The organism is Streptomyces monashensis, from assembly GCF_001866665.1.
Taxonomy (GTDB): Bacteria; Actinomycetota; Actinomycetes; order Streptomycetales; family Streptomycetaceae; genus Streptomyces; species Streptomyces monashensis.
In genome coordinates this window covers 1-16,699 of sequence record NZ_MLYO01000088.1, presented here as the reverse complement: position 1 = coordinate 16,699, position 16,699 = coordinate 1, and the positions used below count along the sequence as shown (strand labels likewise).

Sequence of the window (16,699 nt, the reverse complement as noted above, 5' to 3'; positions counted from 1 at the left end):
TACCACCCAGTACGACACGGAGGACTCGCGTGAACCTGCTGCTCGCGGAGGTGGCCCAGGCCACCCAGCGGCTGGCCGACGCCGGCGTGCCCTCGCCGCGCAACGACGCGGAGGAGCTGGCCGCGTTCGTGCACGGGGTGAAGCGCGGCGCACTGCACTCCGTGAAGGACGCCGACTTCGACGCCCGGTACTGGGAGGTCATCGCCCGGCGCGAGCAGCGCGAGCCGCTCCAGCACATCACCGGGCGGGCCTACTTCCGCTACCTGGAACTCCAGGTCGGGCCGGGCGTGTTCGTGCCCCGGCCGGAGACCGAGTCCGTGGTCGGCTGGGCCATAGACGCCGTGCGCGCCATGGACGTCGTCGAGCCGTGCATCGTGGACCTGTGCACCGGCTCCGGCGCCATCGCGCTGGCCCTCGCCCAGGAGGTCCCGCGCTCGCGGGTGCACGCCGTGGAGCTGTCCGAGGACGCCCTGGTGTGGACCCGCAAGAACGTGGCGGGCTCCAGGGTCGACCTGCGCCAGGGCGACGCCCTGACCGCCTTCCCCGACCTCGACGGCCAGGTCGACCTGGTCATCTCCAACCCGCCGTACATCCCGCTCACCGAGTGGGAGTACGTCGCCGTCGAGGCCCGCGACTACGACCCGGAGCTGGCTCTCTTCTCCGGCGAGGACGGCCTCGACCTGATCCGCGGCCTCGAGCGCACGGCCCACCGGCTGCTGCGTCCCGGCGGGGTCGTCGTGATCGAGCACGCCGACACCCAGGGCGGCCAGGTGCCGTGGATCTTCACCGAGGAGCGGGGCTGGGCCGACGCGGCCGATCACCCCGACCTCAACAACCGCCCCCGGTTCGCGACCGCCCGCAAGGCGCTGCCGTGACCGCCCCGCAGCCAGTCCGTTCCGAACTCCGGCATTACGTGTACGAGGAGGCCCGCTAAAGATGGCACGGCGATACGACACCAACGACGCGACCGACCGCGCGACGGGTCTGCGCGAGGCCGCGTCCGCCGTCCGCCGGGGCGAGCTGGTGGTGCTGCCGACCGACACGGTCTACGGCATCGGCGCCGACGCGTTCTCCTCGGAGGGCGTCGCCGACCTGCTCGCCGCCAAGGGCCGGGGCCGCAACATGCCCACCCCTGTGCTCATCGGCTCCCCGAACACCCTGCACGGCCTCGTCACGGACTTCTCCGAGCTGGCCTGGGAGCTGGTCGACGCGTTCTGGCCGGGCGCCCTCACGCTCGTCGCCAAGCACCAGCCCTCGCTCCAGTGGGACCTCGGCGACACCCGGGGCACGGTGGCCGTCCGCATGCCGCTGCACCCCGTCGCGATCGAGCTGCTCACCGAGGTCGGCCCGATGGCGGTGTCGTCGGCGAACCTCACCGGGCACCCCGCGCCGGAGGACTGCGACGCCGCCCAGGAGATGCTCGGCGACTCCGTCTCCGTCTACCTCGACGGCGGCCCGACCCCCGGCATCGTGCCGTCGTCCATCGTGGACGTCAGCCGTTCCGTGCCGGTGCTGCTGCGCGAGGGCGCGATCTCGGCGGAGGAGCTGCGGAAGGTCGTACCTGACCTCGAGGTGGCGAATTGACGGCCCCTGAAGCGGGGCGTGGCATAGGCATCGGGGCCAGTGCGGCAGAGACGACCACGACGTTCGGCTTTCCGCGCGACACCTTCCGCATCCTCCACGTCAGCACCGGCAACGTGTGCCGCTCGCCCATCACCGAGCGGCTGACCCGCCATTTCGTCGCGGAACGGCTCGGCGTGCTCGGCGGCGGGCTGATCGTGGAAAGCGCGGGCACCTGGGGCCACGAGGGCGCCCCGATGGAGGCCAACGCGGAGGCGGTCCTGGCCGAGTTCGGCGCGGACGCCTCCGGCTTCTTCGGCCGGGAGCTGCTGGACGAGCACGTCATCAGGGCCGACCTGGTGCTCACGGCCACGCGGGACCACCGGGCGCAGGTGATCTCGATGGGGCATTCGGCGGGGCTGCGGACGTTCACACTGAAGGAGTTCACCCGGCTGGTCCGCGCGATAGACCCCACGACGCTGCCCCCGCTGGAGGACGGCGTGGTGATGCGCGCCCGTGCGCTGGTGCGGGCGGCCGCGGCGCTGCGGGGCTGGCTGCTCGCGCCGACGGCGGAGGCGGACGAGGTCCACGACCCGTACGGCGCCCCGCTGCCGTTCTTCCGCTCCGTCGGGGGCGAGATACACCAGGCGCTGGACCCGGTGGTGACGGCGCTGACGGGCGTGCCTACGCGGGCTTGACGCGACGTGACGGAGTCCGTCGCAGCGGTGCGAGAGGCGCGTCGGGGACGGTGCCCCGGTGTGACGGCGCTGACGGGCGGGGCCCCCGGACGTAGCGACTGGTGTGGCCATTCGGACGTAAGGGATACACGCGGGTGCAACGGTCGCGCGGGGGGCGTGGGCCGGGCCTACATTGGGTTTACGTCATCGTCGACCGCCCGGGAGCCCGCCATGTCGGTCACCTCTGCCCTCCCGACCGATGTCCTGCGGCAACAGGACCCCGAGCTGGCCGAGATCCTGCTGGGCGAGCTGCGCCGGCAGTCGACGTCGCTCCAGCTGATCGCCGCCGAGAACTTCACCTCGCCCGCCGTGCTGGCCGCGCTCGGCTCGCCGCTCGCCAACAAGTACGCCGAGGGCTATCCCGGCGCCCGCCACCACGGCGGCTGCGAACTGGTCGACGTCGCCGAGCGGCTCGCCGTGGAGCGGGCCAAGGCGCTGTTCGGGGCCGCGCACGCCAACGTCCAGGCCCACTCGGGCTCCTCGGCCGTCCTGGCCGCCTACGCCGCCCTGCTGCGCCCCGGGGACACCGTCCTCGCCCTCGGCCTGCACTCCGGCGGTCACCTCACGCACGGCTCGCCCGCGAACTTCTCGGGCCGCTGGTTCGACTTCGTCGGGTACGGCGTCGACGCCGAGACCGGGCTCATCGACCACGACCAGGTGCGGCATCTGGCCCGCAACCACCGGCCCAAGGCGATCGTGTGCGGGTCCATCGCCTACCCCCGCCACATCGACTACGCCTTCTTCCGCGAGGTGGCCGACGAGGTCGGGGCCTATCTGATCGCCGACGCCGCGCATCCGATCGGGCTGGTCGCCGGGGGAGCGGCGCCGAACCCGGTGCCGTACGCCGATGTCGTGTGCGCGACGACCCACAAGGTGCTGCGCGGGCCGCGCGGCGGCATGATCCTGTGCGGCACCCCCGAACTGGCGGAGCGGATCGACCGGGCCGTGTTCCCCTTCACCCAGGGCGGCGCCCAGATGCACACCATCGCCGCCAAGGCCGTCGCGTTCGGCGAGGCGGCCGGCCCGGCGTTCGCCGCGTACGTCCATCGGGTGGTCGCCAACGCCCGGACGCTGGCCGCGCTGCTGGAGGCCGAGGGGTTCACCGTCACCACCGGCGGCACCGACACCCATCTGATCACCGTCGACCCCGCCCCGCTCGGTGTGGACGGCCGCAGCGCCCGGGGCCGCCTCGCCGCCGCCGGGATCGTCCTGGACTGCTGTGTGCTGCCGCACGACGACGGCCGCGGGCTGCGCCTGGGCACGGCCGCGGTGACCACCCAGGGCATGGGCGAGCCGGAGATGGCCCGGATCGCGGCACTGATGGCCGGGGTGCTGCGAGGCACCGTCGAGCCTGCCCGGGCGCGGGAGGAGGTGCGGGAACTGACCGGTGATTTTCCGCCGTATCCGGCCTGAACCGGGGCGGGCGTCGGTCCGTACACCCCCATGTGCGCCGTACACCACAGCCACACGTGCAACCATCGTCGCTACCCGGAAGTCCCCATCCATATACGTCCATCGCTAGGGTGTGGGGCTGTGATGGCCAGCGAGACCTGTGGGGAAGCCTGTGCGTGAATACCTGCTGACGCTCTGCATCACGGCCGCGGTGACGTACCTGCTGACAGGGCCGGTGCGGAAGTTCGCGATCGTGGCGGGGGCGATGCCGGAGATCAGGGCCCGTGACGTGCACCGGGAACCGACTCCGCGGCTCGGCGGTATCGCCATGTTCTTCGGCCTGTGCGCCGGCCTGCTCGTCGCGGACCACCTGACCGGCCTCAACGAGGTCTTCGAGAAGTCCAACGAGCCGCGGGCCCTGCTCTCCGGCGCGGCCCTGATCTGGCTGATCGGCGTCCTGGACGACAAGTTCGAGATCGACGCGCTGATCAAGCTGGGCGGCCAGATGATCGCCGCGGGCGTCATGGTCATGCAGGGTCTGACGATCCTGTGGCTGCCCATCCCCGGCGTCGGCAACGTGGCGCTGACCCAGTGGCAGGGCACCCTGCTGACCGTCGCCCTCGTCGTGATCACCATCAACGCCGTGAACTTTGTGGACGGCCTCGACGGACTCGCGGCCGGCATGGTCTGCATCGCGGCCGGCGCGTTCTTCCTGTACGCCTACCGGATCTGGTACTCGTACGGCATCGAGGCCGCCGCCCCGGCCACCCTGTTCTCCGCGATCCTGATGGGCATGTGCCTGGGCTTCCTGCCGCACAACATGCATCCCGCGCGGATCTTCATGGGCGACTCGGGCTCGATGCTGATCGGGCTGGTGCTGGCGGCGGGCGCGATCTCGATCACGGGCCAGCTGGACCCGGACGCGCTGGGCCTGTACGTGGGTTCCGAGAGGGCCGCGGTGCACGCGACCGTCCCGGTCTACATCCCGCTCCTCCTCCCGCTGACGATCATCGCCGTGCCGGCCGCCGACCTGGTCCTGGCGATCGTCCGGCGCACCTGGCGGGGCCAGTCGCCGTTCGCCGCCGACCGCGGGCACCTGCACCACCGGCTGCTGGAGATCGGCCACTCGCACAGCCGGGCCGTGCTGATCATGTACTTCTGGTCGGCCCTGATCGCCTTCGGCGCCCTCGCCTACTCGGTGAACTCGGCGTCCATGTGGATCGTGCTCGGCGTCGTCTTCCTCAGCGCGATCGGACTGGTCCTGCTGCTGCTCCCGCGCTTCACCCCGCGTGTGCCGGTGTGGGCACAGGCCTTCGTGCCGCCCCGCTACCGCAGGCGGCGCCGGGCGGCCGAGGCGGCCGAGGCCGCTGTTGCGGGGGCGGCCTGTGAGGCGCAGGAGACCGCCGAGCGGGCGCCGGTCGCGGCCGGGATCTCGGGCGTCAACGGGGCGACCGCCATTGGCCCTCGTTCGCGTTTTGTTGATCGTCACTGAGACGCTCAAGGTAAGAATCTTTCGAGAGCATTGCCATCTCGTGGGGGAGCAAAGCTCCCTAATACCAGACAAGTGGGCGCGGTTTCTGCACAGACGCGCACTGTCACTCTCATGTGTGACAGCAAGCACACCTAGCGGGTAAAGACCTCATCAAATAGTTTGTGATACGGTTCACGAGAACCCCGGACAGAGCCGAAGGACCGTAGTGCGACGGTCCATTGGTGTGAGGTCTCCATCACTCAGCCCGGGACTACGCTCGTCCATGACGACACCCTGCCCCCTTGTGAAAGCGGAGTTGCCGCCATGCCGTCCAAAGACGCCCGGAACCTTCTGCAGATCGCTGTGCCCACAGCGGTCGCAGGCGTGATCACTGTCGCCGTGAGCGCAGCGGTCGCGGGGGGCAAGGGCGCGCTCGGCGCGGCCGTCGGCACACTGCTGGCCATCCTGTTCATGGGAGTCGGCCTCTACGTCCTCCAATGGACGGCAAAAACGCTCCCGCAGCTGTTCCAGATGATGGGCCTGTTGCTCTACGTGGCTCAGCTGCTCCTCCTCCTGATCTTCGTCGCTGTTTTCAAGGACACCTCCCTCTTCAATCCGAAGACGTTCGCCGTGGCGCTCGTCGTCGCGACCGTCGTGTGGATGGCCGCGCAGGCTCGCGCGCACATGAAGGCCAAGATCTTCTACGTCGACCCGGACTCCGAGAAGAGCGAGAAGCCCGAGAAGACAGGGCCGTCGTCGTGAGAGGTAGGGGCGGGATAAAGGCTTGTGAGATCTCCTGCTATCGTCCGGTGCCAACTGCGGCATCGCGGGCGCGGGCAGCCGAGCTGACGCCTGCTCAATGGCGAGGCTCGACGCCCCCCAGCCGCCCCCACATCCGTAACACCAGTCCGGTGCCGATCCGCGGCCGCGCGCCGCGCCGACACAACGAGGTTGCCGTACCCATGCGTCACGCCGAAGGAGCCCGCGGTGAGTGCTGACCAGACCCAGCTCGCCTTTGACTGGAGTTGTCGGATCATGTCCGACAACGGGTGCGGCTTCCCGGCCCCGGGCCTGAACTCCTTCCTGTTCAAGCCGCTCTTCACGGTCGGGGGCTTCGAGTTCAACAAGGTGATGCTGCTCGCGCTCGTCACCACGCTGGTCGTCGTCGTCTTCTTCTCGGCCGCCTTCGGCAAGGCCAAGGTCGTCCCGGGCAAGCTGCAGATGGTCGGCGAGGCCGGCTACGACTTCGTGCGCCGCGGCATCGTGTACGAGACCCTCGGCAAGCGCGAGGGCGAGAAGTGGGTGCCGCTCATGGTCTCCCTCTTCTTCTTCGTCTGGCTCATGAACGTCTGGTCCGTGATCCCGCTGGCACAGTTCCCGGTGTCCTCGGTGATCGCCTTCCCGATGGTGCTGGCCGCGATCGTCTACATCACCTGGGTCGCGCTCACGTTCAAGAAGCACGGCTTCGTCGGCTTCTTCAAGAACGTCACGGGCTACGACAAGTCGCTCGGCGCCGTGCTGCCGCTCGTCATGGTCATCGAGTTCTTCTCGAACCTGCTGGTCCGCCCGTTCACGCACGCGGTGCGACTCTTCGCCAACATGTTCGCCGGTCACCTGATGCTGGTCATGTTCACCGTGGCCTCCTGGTACCTGCTGAACAGCTGGCTGGTCGTGGGTGCCGGTGTGTCGTTCCTGATGACCGTCGCCATGATCCTCTTCGAGCTCTTCGTGCAGGCCGTCCAGGCCTACGTCTTCGTACTCCTGGCCTGCTCCTACATTCAGGGCGCTCTCGCCGAGCACCACTGAGCCGAACCACCTGCCCCCAACCCCCAGTCGTCCGGTGGCCAACCCCCACCGGTCCGTAATAGAGAAGGAAGAAACGGCATGTCCGCTGCCATCGACCTCGCCGCCGGCGTCTCCGGTTCCCTCGGTTCCATCGGTTACGGCCTCGCCGCGATCGGCCCCGGCATCGGCGTCGGCATCATCTTCGGTAACGGCACCCAGGCCCTCGCCCGTCAGCCCGAGGCCGCCGGTCTGATCCGCGCCAACCAGATCCTCGGCTTCGCCTTCTGTGAGGCGCTCGCCCTCATCGGCATCGTTATGCCGTTCGTGTTCGGTCGGTAATCAACCTCCCACCGACACGTTTCGACGAAAGGCACTGATGTGATCGCCAACCTGGCACAGCTGGCGGCCGAGGAGACGAAGCAGAACCCGCTCGTCCCCGCCGGTCCCGAGCTGCTCATCGGCACCATCGCCTTCGCCATCGTGTTCTTCTTCTTCTGGAAGAAGCTGCTTCCGAACATCAACAAGGTTCTGGAGGAGCGCCGCGCGGCGATCGAAGGCGGTATCGAAGAGGCCGACGCCATGAAGGTCGAGGCCCAGAGCGTCCTTGAGCAGTACAAGGCTCAGCTCGCCGAGGCCCGGCACGAGGCCGCGCGCCTGCGCCAGGAGGCGCAGGAGCAGGGTGCCGCGCTCATCGCCGAGATGCGGGCCGAGGGCCAGCGGCAGCGCGAGGAGATCGTCACCGCGGGCCACACCCAGATCGAGGCCGACCGCAAGGCCGCCGCGCAGACGCTCCGTCAGGACGTCGGCAAGCTCGCCACCGAACTGGCCGGCAAGCTCGTCGGCGAGTCCCTCGAGGACCACGCCCGCCAGAGCCGTGTGATCGACCGCTTCCTCGACGAGCTCGAGGAGAAGGCCGAGGCCACGCGATGAACGGAGCGAGCCGCGAGGCCCTGGCTGCCGCCCGTGAGCGTCTCGACACGCTGACGGACTCCACGTCGGTGGACGCCGTGTCGCTCGCCGACGAGCTGGCGGCCGTCACCGCGCTGCTCGACCGCGAGGCCGGCCTGCGCCGGGTCCTCACCGACCCGGCGCAGCAGGCGGAGGCCAAGGCGGAGCTGGTCCAGCGCCTGATCGGCGGCCAGGTCAGCGGTCCCACCGCCGACCTGGTGTCCGGGATGGCCCGCGCCCGCTGGTCGCAGTCCCGCGACCTGGTCGACGCGCTGGAGGAGCTGGCGAACATCGCCGACCTCACCGCCGCCGACAAGCGGGGCAACCTGGACGAGGTCGAGGACGAGCTGTTCCGGTTCGGCCGGATCGTCTCCTCCAGCACCGAGCTGCGCGCCGCGCTGACCGACCGCGCCGCCGGCGCCGAGGCCAAGACCGAGCTGCTGCACCGGCTGCTGGGCGGACGGGCCAAGCCCGCCACCGAGCGTCTGGTCGCGCGCCTCGTGACCGCGCCGCGTGGACGTAGCCTGGAAGCGGGACTGGAGTCCCTGTCCAAGCTGGCCGCCGAGCGCCGGGACCGCATGGTCGCCGTCGTCACCTCGGCGGTGCCGCTGAGCGACGGCCAGAAGCAGCGCCTCGGCGCCGCCCTCGCCAAGCTCTACGGCCGGCGGATGCACCTCAACCTGGACGTGGACCCCGAGGTCGTCGGCGGTATCCGCGTGCAGGTCGGTGACGAGGTCATCAACGGCTCCCTCGCGGACCGGCTGGAGGACGCCGCCCGCCGCATGGCGAGCTGACGCTCGGTACTCGAGAACAGCAGTAGTACTCAGAACGGCCCTGGTTGGGCCGTGCAGAAGAATCCTGGGGGTCGCCCCCAGACCCCCAAAGTGAAACTTCGGGCCCAACAAGGAGAGCAGGGAACCCAGATGGCGGAGCTCACGATCCGGCCGGAGGAGATCCGGGACGCGCTGGAGAACTTTGTCCAGTCGTACAAGCCGGACGCGGCCTCGCGCGAGGAGGTCGGTACGGTCACCCTTGCCGGCGACGGCATCGCGAAGATCGAGGGTCTTCCCTCGGCCATGGCCAACGAACTGCTGAAGTTCGAGGACGGCACCCTCGGCCTCGCGCTCAACCTGGAAGAGCGCGAGATCGGTGCCATCGTCCTCGGTGAGTTCAGCGGCATCGAGGAGGGTCAGCCGGTCACGCGCACCGGTGAGGTCCTCTCCGTCGCGGTGGGCGAGGGCTACCTCGGCCGTGTCGTCGACCCGCTCGGCAACCCGATCGACGGCCTCGGCGAGATCGAGACGTCCGGCCGCCGCGCCCTTGAGCTGCAGGCCCCCACGGTCATGCAGCGCAAGTCGGTGCACGAGCCGATGGAGACCGGCTACAAGGCCGTCGACGCGATGACCCCGATCGGCCGCGGTCAGCGTCAGCTGATCATCGGTGACCGCCAGACCGGCAAGACCGCCCTGGCCGTCGACACGATCATCAACCAGCGCGACAACTGGCGCACCGGCGACCCGAAGAAGCAGGTCCGCTGCATCTACGTCGCCATCGGCCAGAAGGGCTCCACCATCGCCGGCGTGCGCCGCGCGCTGGAGGAGAACGGCGCCCTGGAGTACACGACCATCGTCGCCGCCCCGGCGTCCGACCCGGCCGGCTTCAAGTACCTCGCGCCGTACACCGGTTCGGCCATCGGTCAGCAGTGGATGTACGAGGGCAAGCACGTCCTCATCATCTTCGACGACCTGTCGAAGCAGGCCGACGCCTACCGCGCCGTGTCCCTGCTGCTGCGCCGCCCGCCGGGCCGTGAGGCCTACCCGGGTGACGTCTTCTACCTGCACTCCCGTCTGCTGGAGCGCTGCGCCAAGCTCTCCGACGACATGGGCGCCGGCTCGATGACCGGTCTGCCGATCGTCGAGACCAAGGCCAACGACGTGTCGGCGTTCATCCCGACCAACGTCATCTCCATCACCGACGGCCAGTGCTTCCTGGAGTCGGACCTGTTCAACGCCGGTCAGCGTCCCGCGCTGAACGTCGGTATCTCCGTCTCCCGAGTCGGTGGCAGCGCGCAGCACAAGGCGATGCGCCAGGTCTCCGGCCGCCTCCGCGTGGACCTCGCCCAGTTCCGTGAGCTGGAGGCGTTCGCCGCCTTCGGTTCCGACCTGGACGCGGCCTCCAAGGCACAGCTGGAGCGCGGTTCGCGCATGGTCGAGCTGCTGAAGCAGGACCAGTACCAGCCGATGGCCACCGAGGACCAGGTCGTCTCCGTCTGGGCCGGCACCAACGGCCGTATGGACGACGTTCCGGTCGCCGACATCCGTCGCTTCGAGAAGGAACTGATCGACTTCCTGCACCGGAAGCACCAGGGCCTGATGACCTCCATCAAGGAGGGCGCCAAGATGTCGAACGACACGATCCAGGCGGTCGACGACGCCGTGGCGGAGTTCAAGAAGCAGTTCGAGACCTCGGACGGCAAGCTGCTCGGCGAGGACACTCCGGCCGCTGCCGCCAAGTGACGTAAGGAAGGGACCTGACTCATGGGAGCCCAGCTCCGGGTCTACAAGCGTCGCATCCGATCCGTCACCGCGACCAAGAAGATCACCAAGGCGATGGAGATGATCGCCGCCTCGCGCGTCGTCAAGGCGCAGCGCAAGGTGGCGGCCTCCACGCCGTACGCGCAGGAACTGACCCGCGCGGTCACGGCGGTCGGCACGGGTTCGAACACCAAGCACCCGCTCACCACGGAGACGGACAACCCGACCCGTGCCGCGGTCCTGCTCCTCACGAGCGACCGCGGTCTGGCCGGCGCCTTCAACTCCAACGCCATCAAGACGGCGGAGCAGCTCACCGAGCGCCTGGAGCGCGACGGCAAGCAGGTCGACACGTACATCGTCGGCCGGCGCGGTGTCGCCCACTACAACTTCCGCGAGCGCACCATCGCGGAGTCGTTCACGGGCTTCACGGACGAGCCGTCGTACGCGGACGCCAAGAAGGTCGCGGCGCCCCTGATCGAGGCCATCGAGAAGGAGACGGCCGAGGGCGGCGTGGACGAGCTCCACATCGTCTTCACCGAGTTCGTCTCGATGATGACGCAGACGGCGCTGGACGCCCGGCTCCTTCCGCTGCGTCTCGAAGAGGTCGCGCAGGAGGCGCCGAAGGGCGAGATCCTGCCGCTGTACGACTTCGAGCCCTCGGCGGAGGACGTCCTCGACGCCCTGCTGCCGCGGTACGTGGAGAGCCGCATCTACAACGCGCTGCTCCAGTCGGCCGCTTCGAAGCACGCCGCCACGCGGCGCGCGATGAAGTCGGCCACCGACAACGCGGGCGAGCTGATCAACACGCTCTCCCGTCTTGCCAACGCGGCCCGCCAGGCCGAAATCACCCAGGAAATCAGCGAGATCGTCGGTGGCGCGAGCGCCCTGGCCGACGCGACCGCGGGGAGTGACCGATAAATGACCACCACTGTTGAGACCGCGACGGCTACGGGCCGCGTCGCCCGGGTCATCGGCCCGGTCGTCGACGTGGAGTTCCCCGTCGACGCGATGCCGGACATCTACAACGCCCTTCACGTCGACGTGGCCGACCCGGCCAACGCCGGCGAGAAGAAGACGCTGACCCTGGAGGTCGCCCAGCACCTGGGTGACGGCCTGGTCCGCACCATCTCCATGCAGCCCACCGACGGTCTGGTCCGCCAGGCCCCGGTCACCGACACCGGCAACTCGATCACGGTGCCCGTCGGTGACTTCACCAAGGGCAAGGTGTTCAACACCCTCGGTGAGGTGCTGAACGTCGACGAGACGTACGACGGCGAGCGCTGGGGCATCCACCGCAAGGCCCCGAACTTCGACGAGCTCGAGTCGAAGACCGAGATGTTCGAGACGGGCGTCAAGGTCATCGACCTGCTCACCCCGTACGTCAAGGGCGGCAAGATCGGCCTGTTCGGCGGCGCCGGCGTCGGCAAGACGGTGCTCATCCAGGAGATGATCTACCGTGTCGCCAACAACCACGACGGTGTCTCCGTGTTCGCCGGTGTCGGCGAGCGCACCCGTGAGGGCAACGACCTGATCGAGGAGATGTCCGACTCGGGCGTCATCGACAAGACCGCGCTGGTCTTCGGTCAGATGGACGAGCCCCCGGGCACCCGTCTGCGCGTCGCGCTGGCCGGCCTCACCATGGCCGAGTACTTCCGTGACGTCCAGAAGCAGGACGTGCTGTTCTTCATCGACAACATCTTCCGCTTCACGCAGGCCGGTTCCGAGGTCTCGACCCTGCTCGGCCGTATGCCCTCCGCGGTGGGCTACCAGCCCAACCTGGCCGACGAGATGGGTCTCCTCCAGGAGCGCATCACCTCGACCCGTGGTCACTCGATCACCTCGATGCAGGCGATCTACGTCCCCGCGGACGACCTGACCGACCCGGCCCCGGCCACCACCTTCGCCCACCTCGACGCGACGACGGTGCTCTCCCGTCCGATCTCCGAGAAGGGCATCTACCCGGCCGTTGACCCGCTGGACTCCACGTCCCGCATCCTGGACCCGCGGTACATCGCGCAGGACCACTACAACGCGGCCATGCGCGTGAAGAACATCCTGCAGAAGTACAAGGACCTCCAGGACATCATCGCGATCCTCGGTATCGACGAGCTCGGCGAGGAGGACAAGCTCGTCGTCCACCGTGCCCGTCGTGTGGAGCGCTTCCTGTCGCAGAACACCCACGTCGCCAAGCAGTTCACCGGCGTGGACGGTTCGGACGTCCCGCTGGACGAGACGATCGCGGCGTTCAACGCGATCTGCGACGGCGAGTACGACCACTTCCCGGAGCAGGCGTTCTTCATGTGCGGTGGCCTGGAGGACCTCAAGGCCAACGCCAAGGAGCTGGGCGTCTCCTGAACTTCCCGAGTTCGTGTGAACTCCGTGAGTTCGTGTGAGGGGGCGGGCGCGTCCCGCCCCCTCATCCACGCCCACTAGACTTGTAACCAACACCCGGCACAACCGCCGGGTGGTGACCCGAGGAGCCACCTTGGCTGCTGAGCTGCACGTCGCGCTGGTCGCGGCCGACCGAGAGGTCTGGTCCGGCGAGGCCACCCTGGTCGTCGCGCGCACCACGTCCGGCGACATCGGCGTCATGCCCGGTCACCAGCCGCTGCTCGGTGTGCTGGAGTCGGGCCCGGTGACCATCCGTACGAGTGAGGGTGGAACGGTCGTCGCTGCGGTGCACGGCGGTTTCGTCTCGTTCGCGGACAACAAGCTGTCGTTGCTGGCCGAGATCGCCGAGCTGTCGGACGAGATCGATGTCCAGCGCACGGAGCGGGAGCTGGAGCGTGCGAAGGCGGAGGGCGACGCCGCCGCCGAGCGCCGCGCGGATGTCCGTCTTCGTGCGGCGGCGGCGAGCTGAGCCCACAGCACGGCTGCCGTATGACGTCACTCAGCCGCGGCCGGCCCGGAGCAATCCGGTGCCGGTCGCGGCTGAGGCAGATGTGGGTGTTTTTTAAGTTTCATTACTCAGTAACAGAAGCAGTTCCGCTACCTGGGAGACGAGGAGGTCGGTGCCGATGATCCTCGCTCTGACTGTGTGCGGGGTCGTGGTCGCGCTCGTGGTGGCGGGACTGTTCCTGTTCGGACTGCGCCGCAGACTGATCCAGCGCTCCGGCGGCACCTTCGACTGTTCCCTGCGCTGGGACGTGGCCGAGCCCCCGGACGCCAGCGGCAAGGGCTGGAGCTACGGCGTCGCCCGCTACAACGGCGACCGCATCGAGTGGTACCGCGTCTTCTCCTACGGTTTCCGCCCGCGCCGCACCCTGGAGCGCGCCGCCATCGAGGTGGCCGGGCGCCGGCTGCCCGAGGGCGAGGAGGAGCTGGCGCTGCTCTCCGACGCGGTGGTCCTCGCCTGTACGCATCGGGGCACGCGCCTCGAACTCGCCATGAGCGAAGACGCGCTGACCGGATTTCTCGCGTGGCTGGAGGCAGCCCCGCCCGGTCAGCGCGTCAATGTTGCTTGAGGGCCTTTTACAGGTTGCTGCTGATCGCGTTCACCAGCTCGCCGTCGCTGGTGTCACCGCTGAACTCCCAGAAGAACGCTCCGCCGAGCCCCTGCGACTTGGCCCAGCTCATCTTTCCGGCGACGGTGGACGGGGTGTCGTAGGACCACCAGTTGCTGCCGCAGTGCGCGTACGCCGTGCCCGCGATGGTGCCGGTGACCGGGCAGGACGTCTTGAGCACCTTGTAGTCCTCGATGCCCTGCTCGTAGGTGCCGGCCGCCGGGCCCGTGGCCGTGCCGCCCGGGGCGTCCTGGGTGACGCCGGTCCAGCCGCGGCCGTAGAGCCCGATGCCGATGAGCAGCTTGCTCGACGGGACCCCGACCGACTTGTACTTGGCGATCGCGTCGGCGGTGGTGAAGCCCGCCTTCGGGATGCCGGAGTACGAGGTGAGCGGGGAGTGCGGGGCGGTCGGGCCCTGGGCGTCCCAGGCGCCGAAGAAGTCGTACGTCATCACGTTGTACCAGTTGACGTACTGTGCGGCCCCGGCGTAGTCGGCGGCCTCGATCTTGCCGCCGGCCGAGCCGTCGGCGGTGACCGCGGCCGTGACGAGCTTGCTGCCGCCGAACTTGGCGCGCAGCGCGGACAGCACGTTCTTGAAGGCCGCGGCCCCGCTGGTGTCGCAGGACAGGCCGCAGGCGTTCGGGTACTCCCAGTCGATGTCGATGCCGTCGAACACGTCGGCCCAGCGCGGGTCGTTGACCAGGTTGTAGCAGGAGTCCGCGAACGCGGTGGGGTTGGCCGCCGCCTGCGCGAAGCCGCCGGACCAGGTCCAGCCGCCGAAGGACCACAGGATCTTGAGGTTCGGGTACTTGGCCTTCAGCTCGCGCAGCTGGTTGAAGTTGCCGGCCAGCGGCTGGTCCCAGGTGTCCGCGGTGCCGCTGACCGACTGGTCGGCGGTGAAGGTCTTCTGGTAGTCGGCGTAGGCGTCACCGATCGCGCACTGGCCGTTCGTCACGTTGCCGAAGGCGTAGTTGATGTGCGTGATCTTCGCGGCCGAGCCGGACGTCACCAGGTTCTTGACGTTGTAGTTGCGGCCGTAGATGCCCCACTCGGTGAAGTAGCCGAGCTTGACCTTGTCGCCGCTGGTCGGGGGAGTGGAGCCGCCGCCGGTGGTGTGGACGGCGACGGCGCCGCTGACCGGGCCCGTCTGGTCGGCGGTGTCGCGGGCCCGCACGGTGTAGGAGTAGTCCGTGCCGGCGGTCAGACCGGTGTCCGTGTACGAGGTCGTCGTCACGGTGGAGACGACCTTGCCGTCCCGCAGCACGTCGTAGTTCTTGACGCCCTTGTCGTCGGTGGCCGCGCCCCAGCTGAGCTGCACCGAGGTGTCGGTGACGCCGGAGGCGGTCGGGGTGCCGGGCGCGGAGGGCGGGTTGTCGCCGGGGACGGTCGTACCGCCGTCACAACTGCCGCCGTTCAGAGTGCAGTTGGACGGGGAGCCGGAGCCCGTGCCGTTGAAGCCGAAGGAGACGGAGGCACCGGGGGCGAGGGTGCCGTTGTAGGACTTGTTCTTGGCGGTCCAGTGGTTGCCGGCGCCGGTGACGTCGGCGTCCCAGGCCGAGCTGACGGAGGTGCCGGAGGGGAAGTCCCACTCGACGGTCCATGAACTGATGCTGCTGGAGCCGGTGTTCTTGATGGTCCACTGGCCGCCGAAGCCGGTTCCCCAGTCGGTGGTCTTGGTGAAGCTCGCCGTGGCCACGGCCGTCGCGGCATGGGCCGGGTCCGCGAGCCCGACGAGGCCGGCCAGGGGGAGCAACAGGGTCGCGAAGCCCGCCGCGGCTCTGTGTCTGAAGCGCATGGTGCGCCTCCTCCGTATCGGGGAATGTATGGAGGTGTCGTGGGCATGACTGAGCCTTCACGCCCATGGTGCTGCGAGAGTAGAAAGGTCTGGACCACAGGTCAATAGGTCTGGACCAATTCGCCGAACCGCCTACGGTGCCTCTCGCTGGATCCCCAACTCCTGTGCCAGTACGGCCGCTTGGACCCGGCTGCGCAGCCCGAGCTTGCCCAGCAGCCGGCTGACGTGGGTCTTCACCGTGCCCTCCGCCATCCCCAGCCGCTCGGCGATCAGGGCGTTGGGCAGGCCCTCGCCGATGCACGACAGCACCTCGCGCTCGCGCCGGGTCAGCGGCTCCAGCACGGCCGGGTCGGACGTCGTCCCGGGCGCCCGTGCGGTGGCGAACTCGGCGATCAGCCGACGGGTGACCGCCGGGGCCACGATCCCCTCGCCGCGCGCCACCGTCCGCACCGCCTCCAGCAGGTCCCGCGCCTCGGTGTTCTTCAGCAGGAACCCGGCCGCCCCCGCCCTGAGCGCCCCGAAGACGTACTCGTCCAGGTCGAACGTGGTCAGCACGAGCACGTCCGCGAGACCCTCCGCGACGATCGCCCGGGTCGCCGACACCCCGTCCAGGCGCGGCATCTGCACATCCATCAGGACCAGGTCCGGCCGCAGCTCCCGGGCCAGCTCCACCGCCTGCTCACCGTCCGCCGCCTCGCCGGCCACCTCGATGTCGGGCGCACTGCGCAGGATCAGCACGAGCCCGGCGCGCACGGCGGACTGGTCCTCGGCGACGAGGACCCGGATCGCGGGGCCGGTCATGCGGGATCTCCTTCGACGGGCAGCGGTGCGTGTCCCGGTGTCCGGGCGGGCGCGTAGGGGTGGGTCGGCCGGGGTTCGGGGTGGGCGGGGGCCCGTTCCTCGGTGGTGCGGGTGTGTGCGGTGGAGGTCGCGGGGTCTTCGCGGTCGAGCGGGAGCCCGGCGCGTACGTCCCA

General features: G+C 69.3%; 17 protein-coding genes. 15 read left to right on the top strand and 2 right to left on the bottom strand.

Going from position 1 to position 16,699, the window contains the following annotated elements; translation table 11 throughout:
- Positions 1–29: 29 nt before the first annotated feature.
- From prmC to BIV23_RS39850, 15 genes are all read left to right on the top strand, one after another.
- Entirely contained in the window at positions 30–875 is an 846-nt protein-coding gene (gene prmC / locus BIV23_RS39920; RefSeq protein ID WP_071385898.1) for a peptide chain release factor N(5)-glutamine methyltransferase, read from the top strand.
- A 61-nt stretch (positions 876–936) separates the two neighbouring features.
- A complete protein-coding gene (locus BIV23_RS39915; RefSeq protein ID WP_071376449.1) occupies positions 937–1,584 on the top strand; it encodes an L-threonylcarbamoyladenylate synthase in 648 nt (215 codons plus the stop codon).
- Entirely contained in the window at positions 1,581–2,258 is a 678-nt protein-coding gene (locus BIV23_RS39910) for an arsenate reductase/protein-tyrosine-phosphatase family protein (RefSeq protein ID WP_071385897.1), read from the top strand. Before BIV23_RS39915 ends, BIV23_RS39910 begins: the two co-directional genes overlap by 4 nt.
- A 210-nt stretch (positions 2,259–2,468) precedes the next feature.
- Complete coding sequence (locus BIV23_RS39905) at positions 2,469–3,710, top strand: serine hydroxymethyltransferase (RefSeq protein WP_071385896.1); 1,242 nt, start codon at positions 2,469–2,471, stop codon at positions 3,708–3,710.
- A gap of 151 nt (positions 3,711–3,861) precedes the next feature.
- Positions 3,862–5,181 carry an MraY family glycosyltransferase gene (locus tag BIV23_RS39900; RefSeq protein ID WP_071385895.1) on the top strand — a complete coding sequence of 440 codons (1,320 nt, stop codon included), beginning with the start codon at positions 3,862–3,864 and terminating at the stop codon, positions 5,179–5,181.
- A 303-nt stretch (positions 5,182–5,484) separates the two neighbouring features.
- The gene (locus tag BIV23_RS39895) at positions 5,485–5,922 is read left to right on the top strand and encodes a Cg1360 family ATP-synthase-associated protein (protein WP_071385894.1); all 438 of its coding nucleotides are present in this window, start codon (positions 5,485–5,487) and stop codon (positions 5,920–5,922) included.
- Between the two features lie 225 nt (positions 5,923–6,147).
- Positions 6,148–6,966, top strand: coding sequence for a F0F1 ATP synthase subunit A (gene atpB / locus BIV23_RS39890; protein WP_483883317.1), 819 nt, complete (start codon positions 6,148–6,150; stop codon positions 6,964–6,966).
- Between the two features lie 78 nt (positions 6,967–7,044).
- Positions 7,045–7,284 (top strand): ATP synthase F0 subunit C, encoded by a 240-nt coding sequence (gene atpE, locus BIV23_RS39885; protein WP_009190636.1) that lies wholly within the window; start codon positions 7,045–7,047, stop codon positions 7,282–7,284.
- A 39-nt stretch (positions 7,285–7,323) separates the two neighbouring features.
- The gene (locus tag BIV23_RS39880; RefSeq protein ID WP_071385892.1) at positions 7,324–7,875 is read left to right on the top strand and encodes a F0F1 ATP synthase subunit B; all 552 of its coding nucleotides are present in this window, start codon (positions 7,324–7,326) and stop codon (positions 7,873–7,875) included.
- A complete protein-coding gene (locus BIV23_RS39875) occupies positions 7,872–8,687 on the top strand; it encodes a F0F1 ATP synthase subunit delta (protein WP_071385891.1) in 816 nt (271 codons plus the stop codon). The genes BIV23_RS39880 and BIV23_RS39875 overlap by 4 nt, the downstream gene beginning before the upstream one ends.
- A 129-nt stretch (positions 8,688–8,816) precedes the next feature.
- Complete coding sequence (gene atpA / locus BIV23_RS39870) at positions 8,817–10,409, top strand: F0F1 ATP synthase subunit alpha (protein WP_071385890.1); 1,593 nt, start codon at positions 8,817–8,819, stop codon at positions 10,407–10,409.
- Between the two features lie 21 nt (positions 10,410–10,430).
- Positions 10,431–11,345, top strand: a complete 915-nt coding sequence (locus tag BIV23_RS39865) for a F0F1 ATP synthase subunit gamma (protein WP_071385889.1) — start codon at positions 10,431–10,433, stop codon at positions 11,343–11,345.
- Positions 11,346–12,782 carry a F0F1 ATP synthase subunit beta gene (gene atpD, locus BIV23_RS39860; RefSeq protein ID WP_071385888.1) on the top strand — a complete coding sequence of 479 codons (1,437 nt, stop codon included), beginning with the start codon at positions 11,346–11,348 and terminating at the stop codon, positions 12,780–12,782. It abuts the gene before it with no gap.
- A gap of 130 nt (positions 12,783–12,912) precedes the next feature.
- The gene (locus BIV23_RS39855) at positions 12,913–13,287 is read left to right on the top strand and encodes a F0F1 ATP synthase subunit epsilon (RefSeq protein WP_071376438.1); all 375 of its coding nucleotides are present in this window, start codon (positions 12,913–12,915) and stop codon (positions 13,285–13,287) included.
- Between the two features lie 157 nt (positions 13,288–13,444).
- Positions 13,445–13,891 (top strand): DUF2550 domain-containing protein, encoded by a 447-nt coding sequence (locus BIV23_RS39850; RefSeq protein WP_071385887.1) that lies wholly within the window; start codon positions 13,445–13,447, stop codon positions 13,889–13,891.
- Between the two features lie 7 nt (positions 13,892–13,898).
- On the opposite strand, the gene BIV23_RS39845 is transcribed toward BIV23_RS39850, so the two are convergent.
- Both BIV23_RS39845 and BIV23_RS39840 read right to left on the bottom strand, forming a co-directional pair.
- Positions 13,899–15,725, bottom strand: a complete 1,827-nt coding sequence (locus BIV23_RS39845) for a glycoside hydrolase family 18 chitinase (RefSeq protein ID WP_071385886.1) — start codon at positions 15,723–15,725, stop codon at positions 13,899–13,901.
- Between the two features lie 132 nt (positions 15,726–15,857).
- Positions 15,858–16,526 (bottom strand): response regulator, encoded by a 669-nt coding sequence (locus BIV23_RS39840; protein ID WP_071385885.1) that lies wholly within the window; start codon positions 16,524–16,526, stop codon positions 15,858–15,860.
- Between the last annotated feature and the right edge of the window lie 173 nt (positions 16,527–16,699).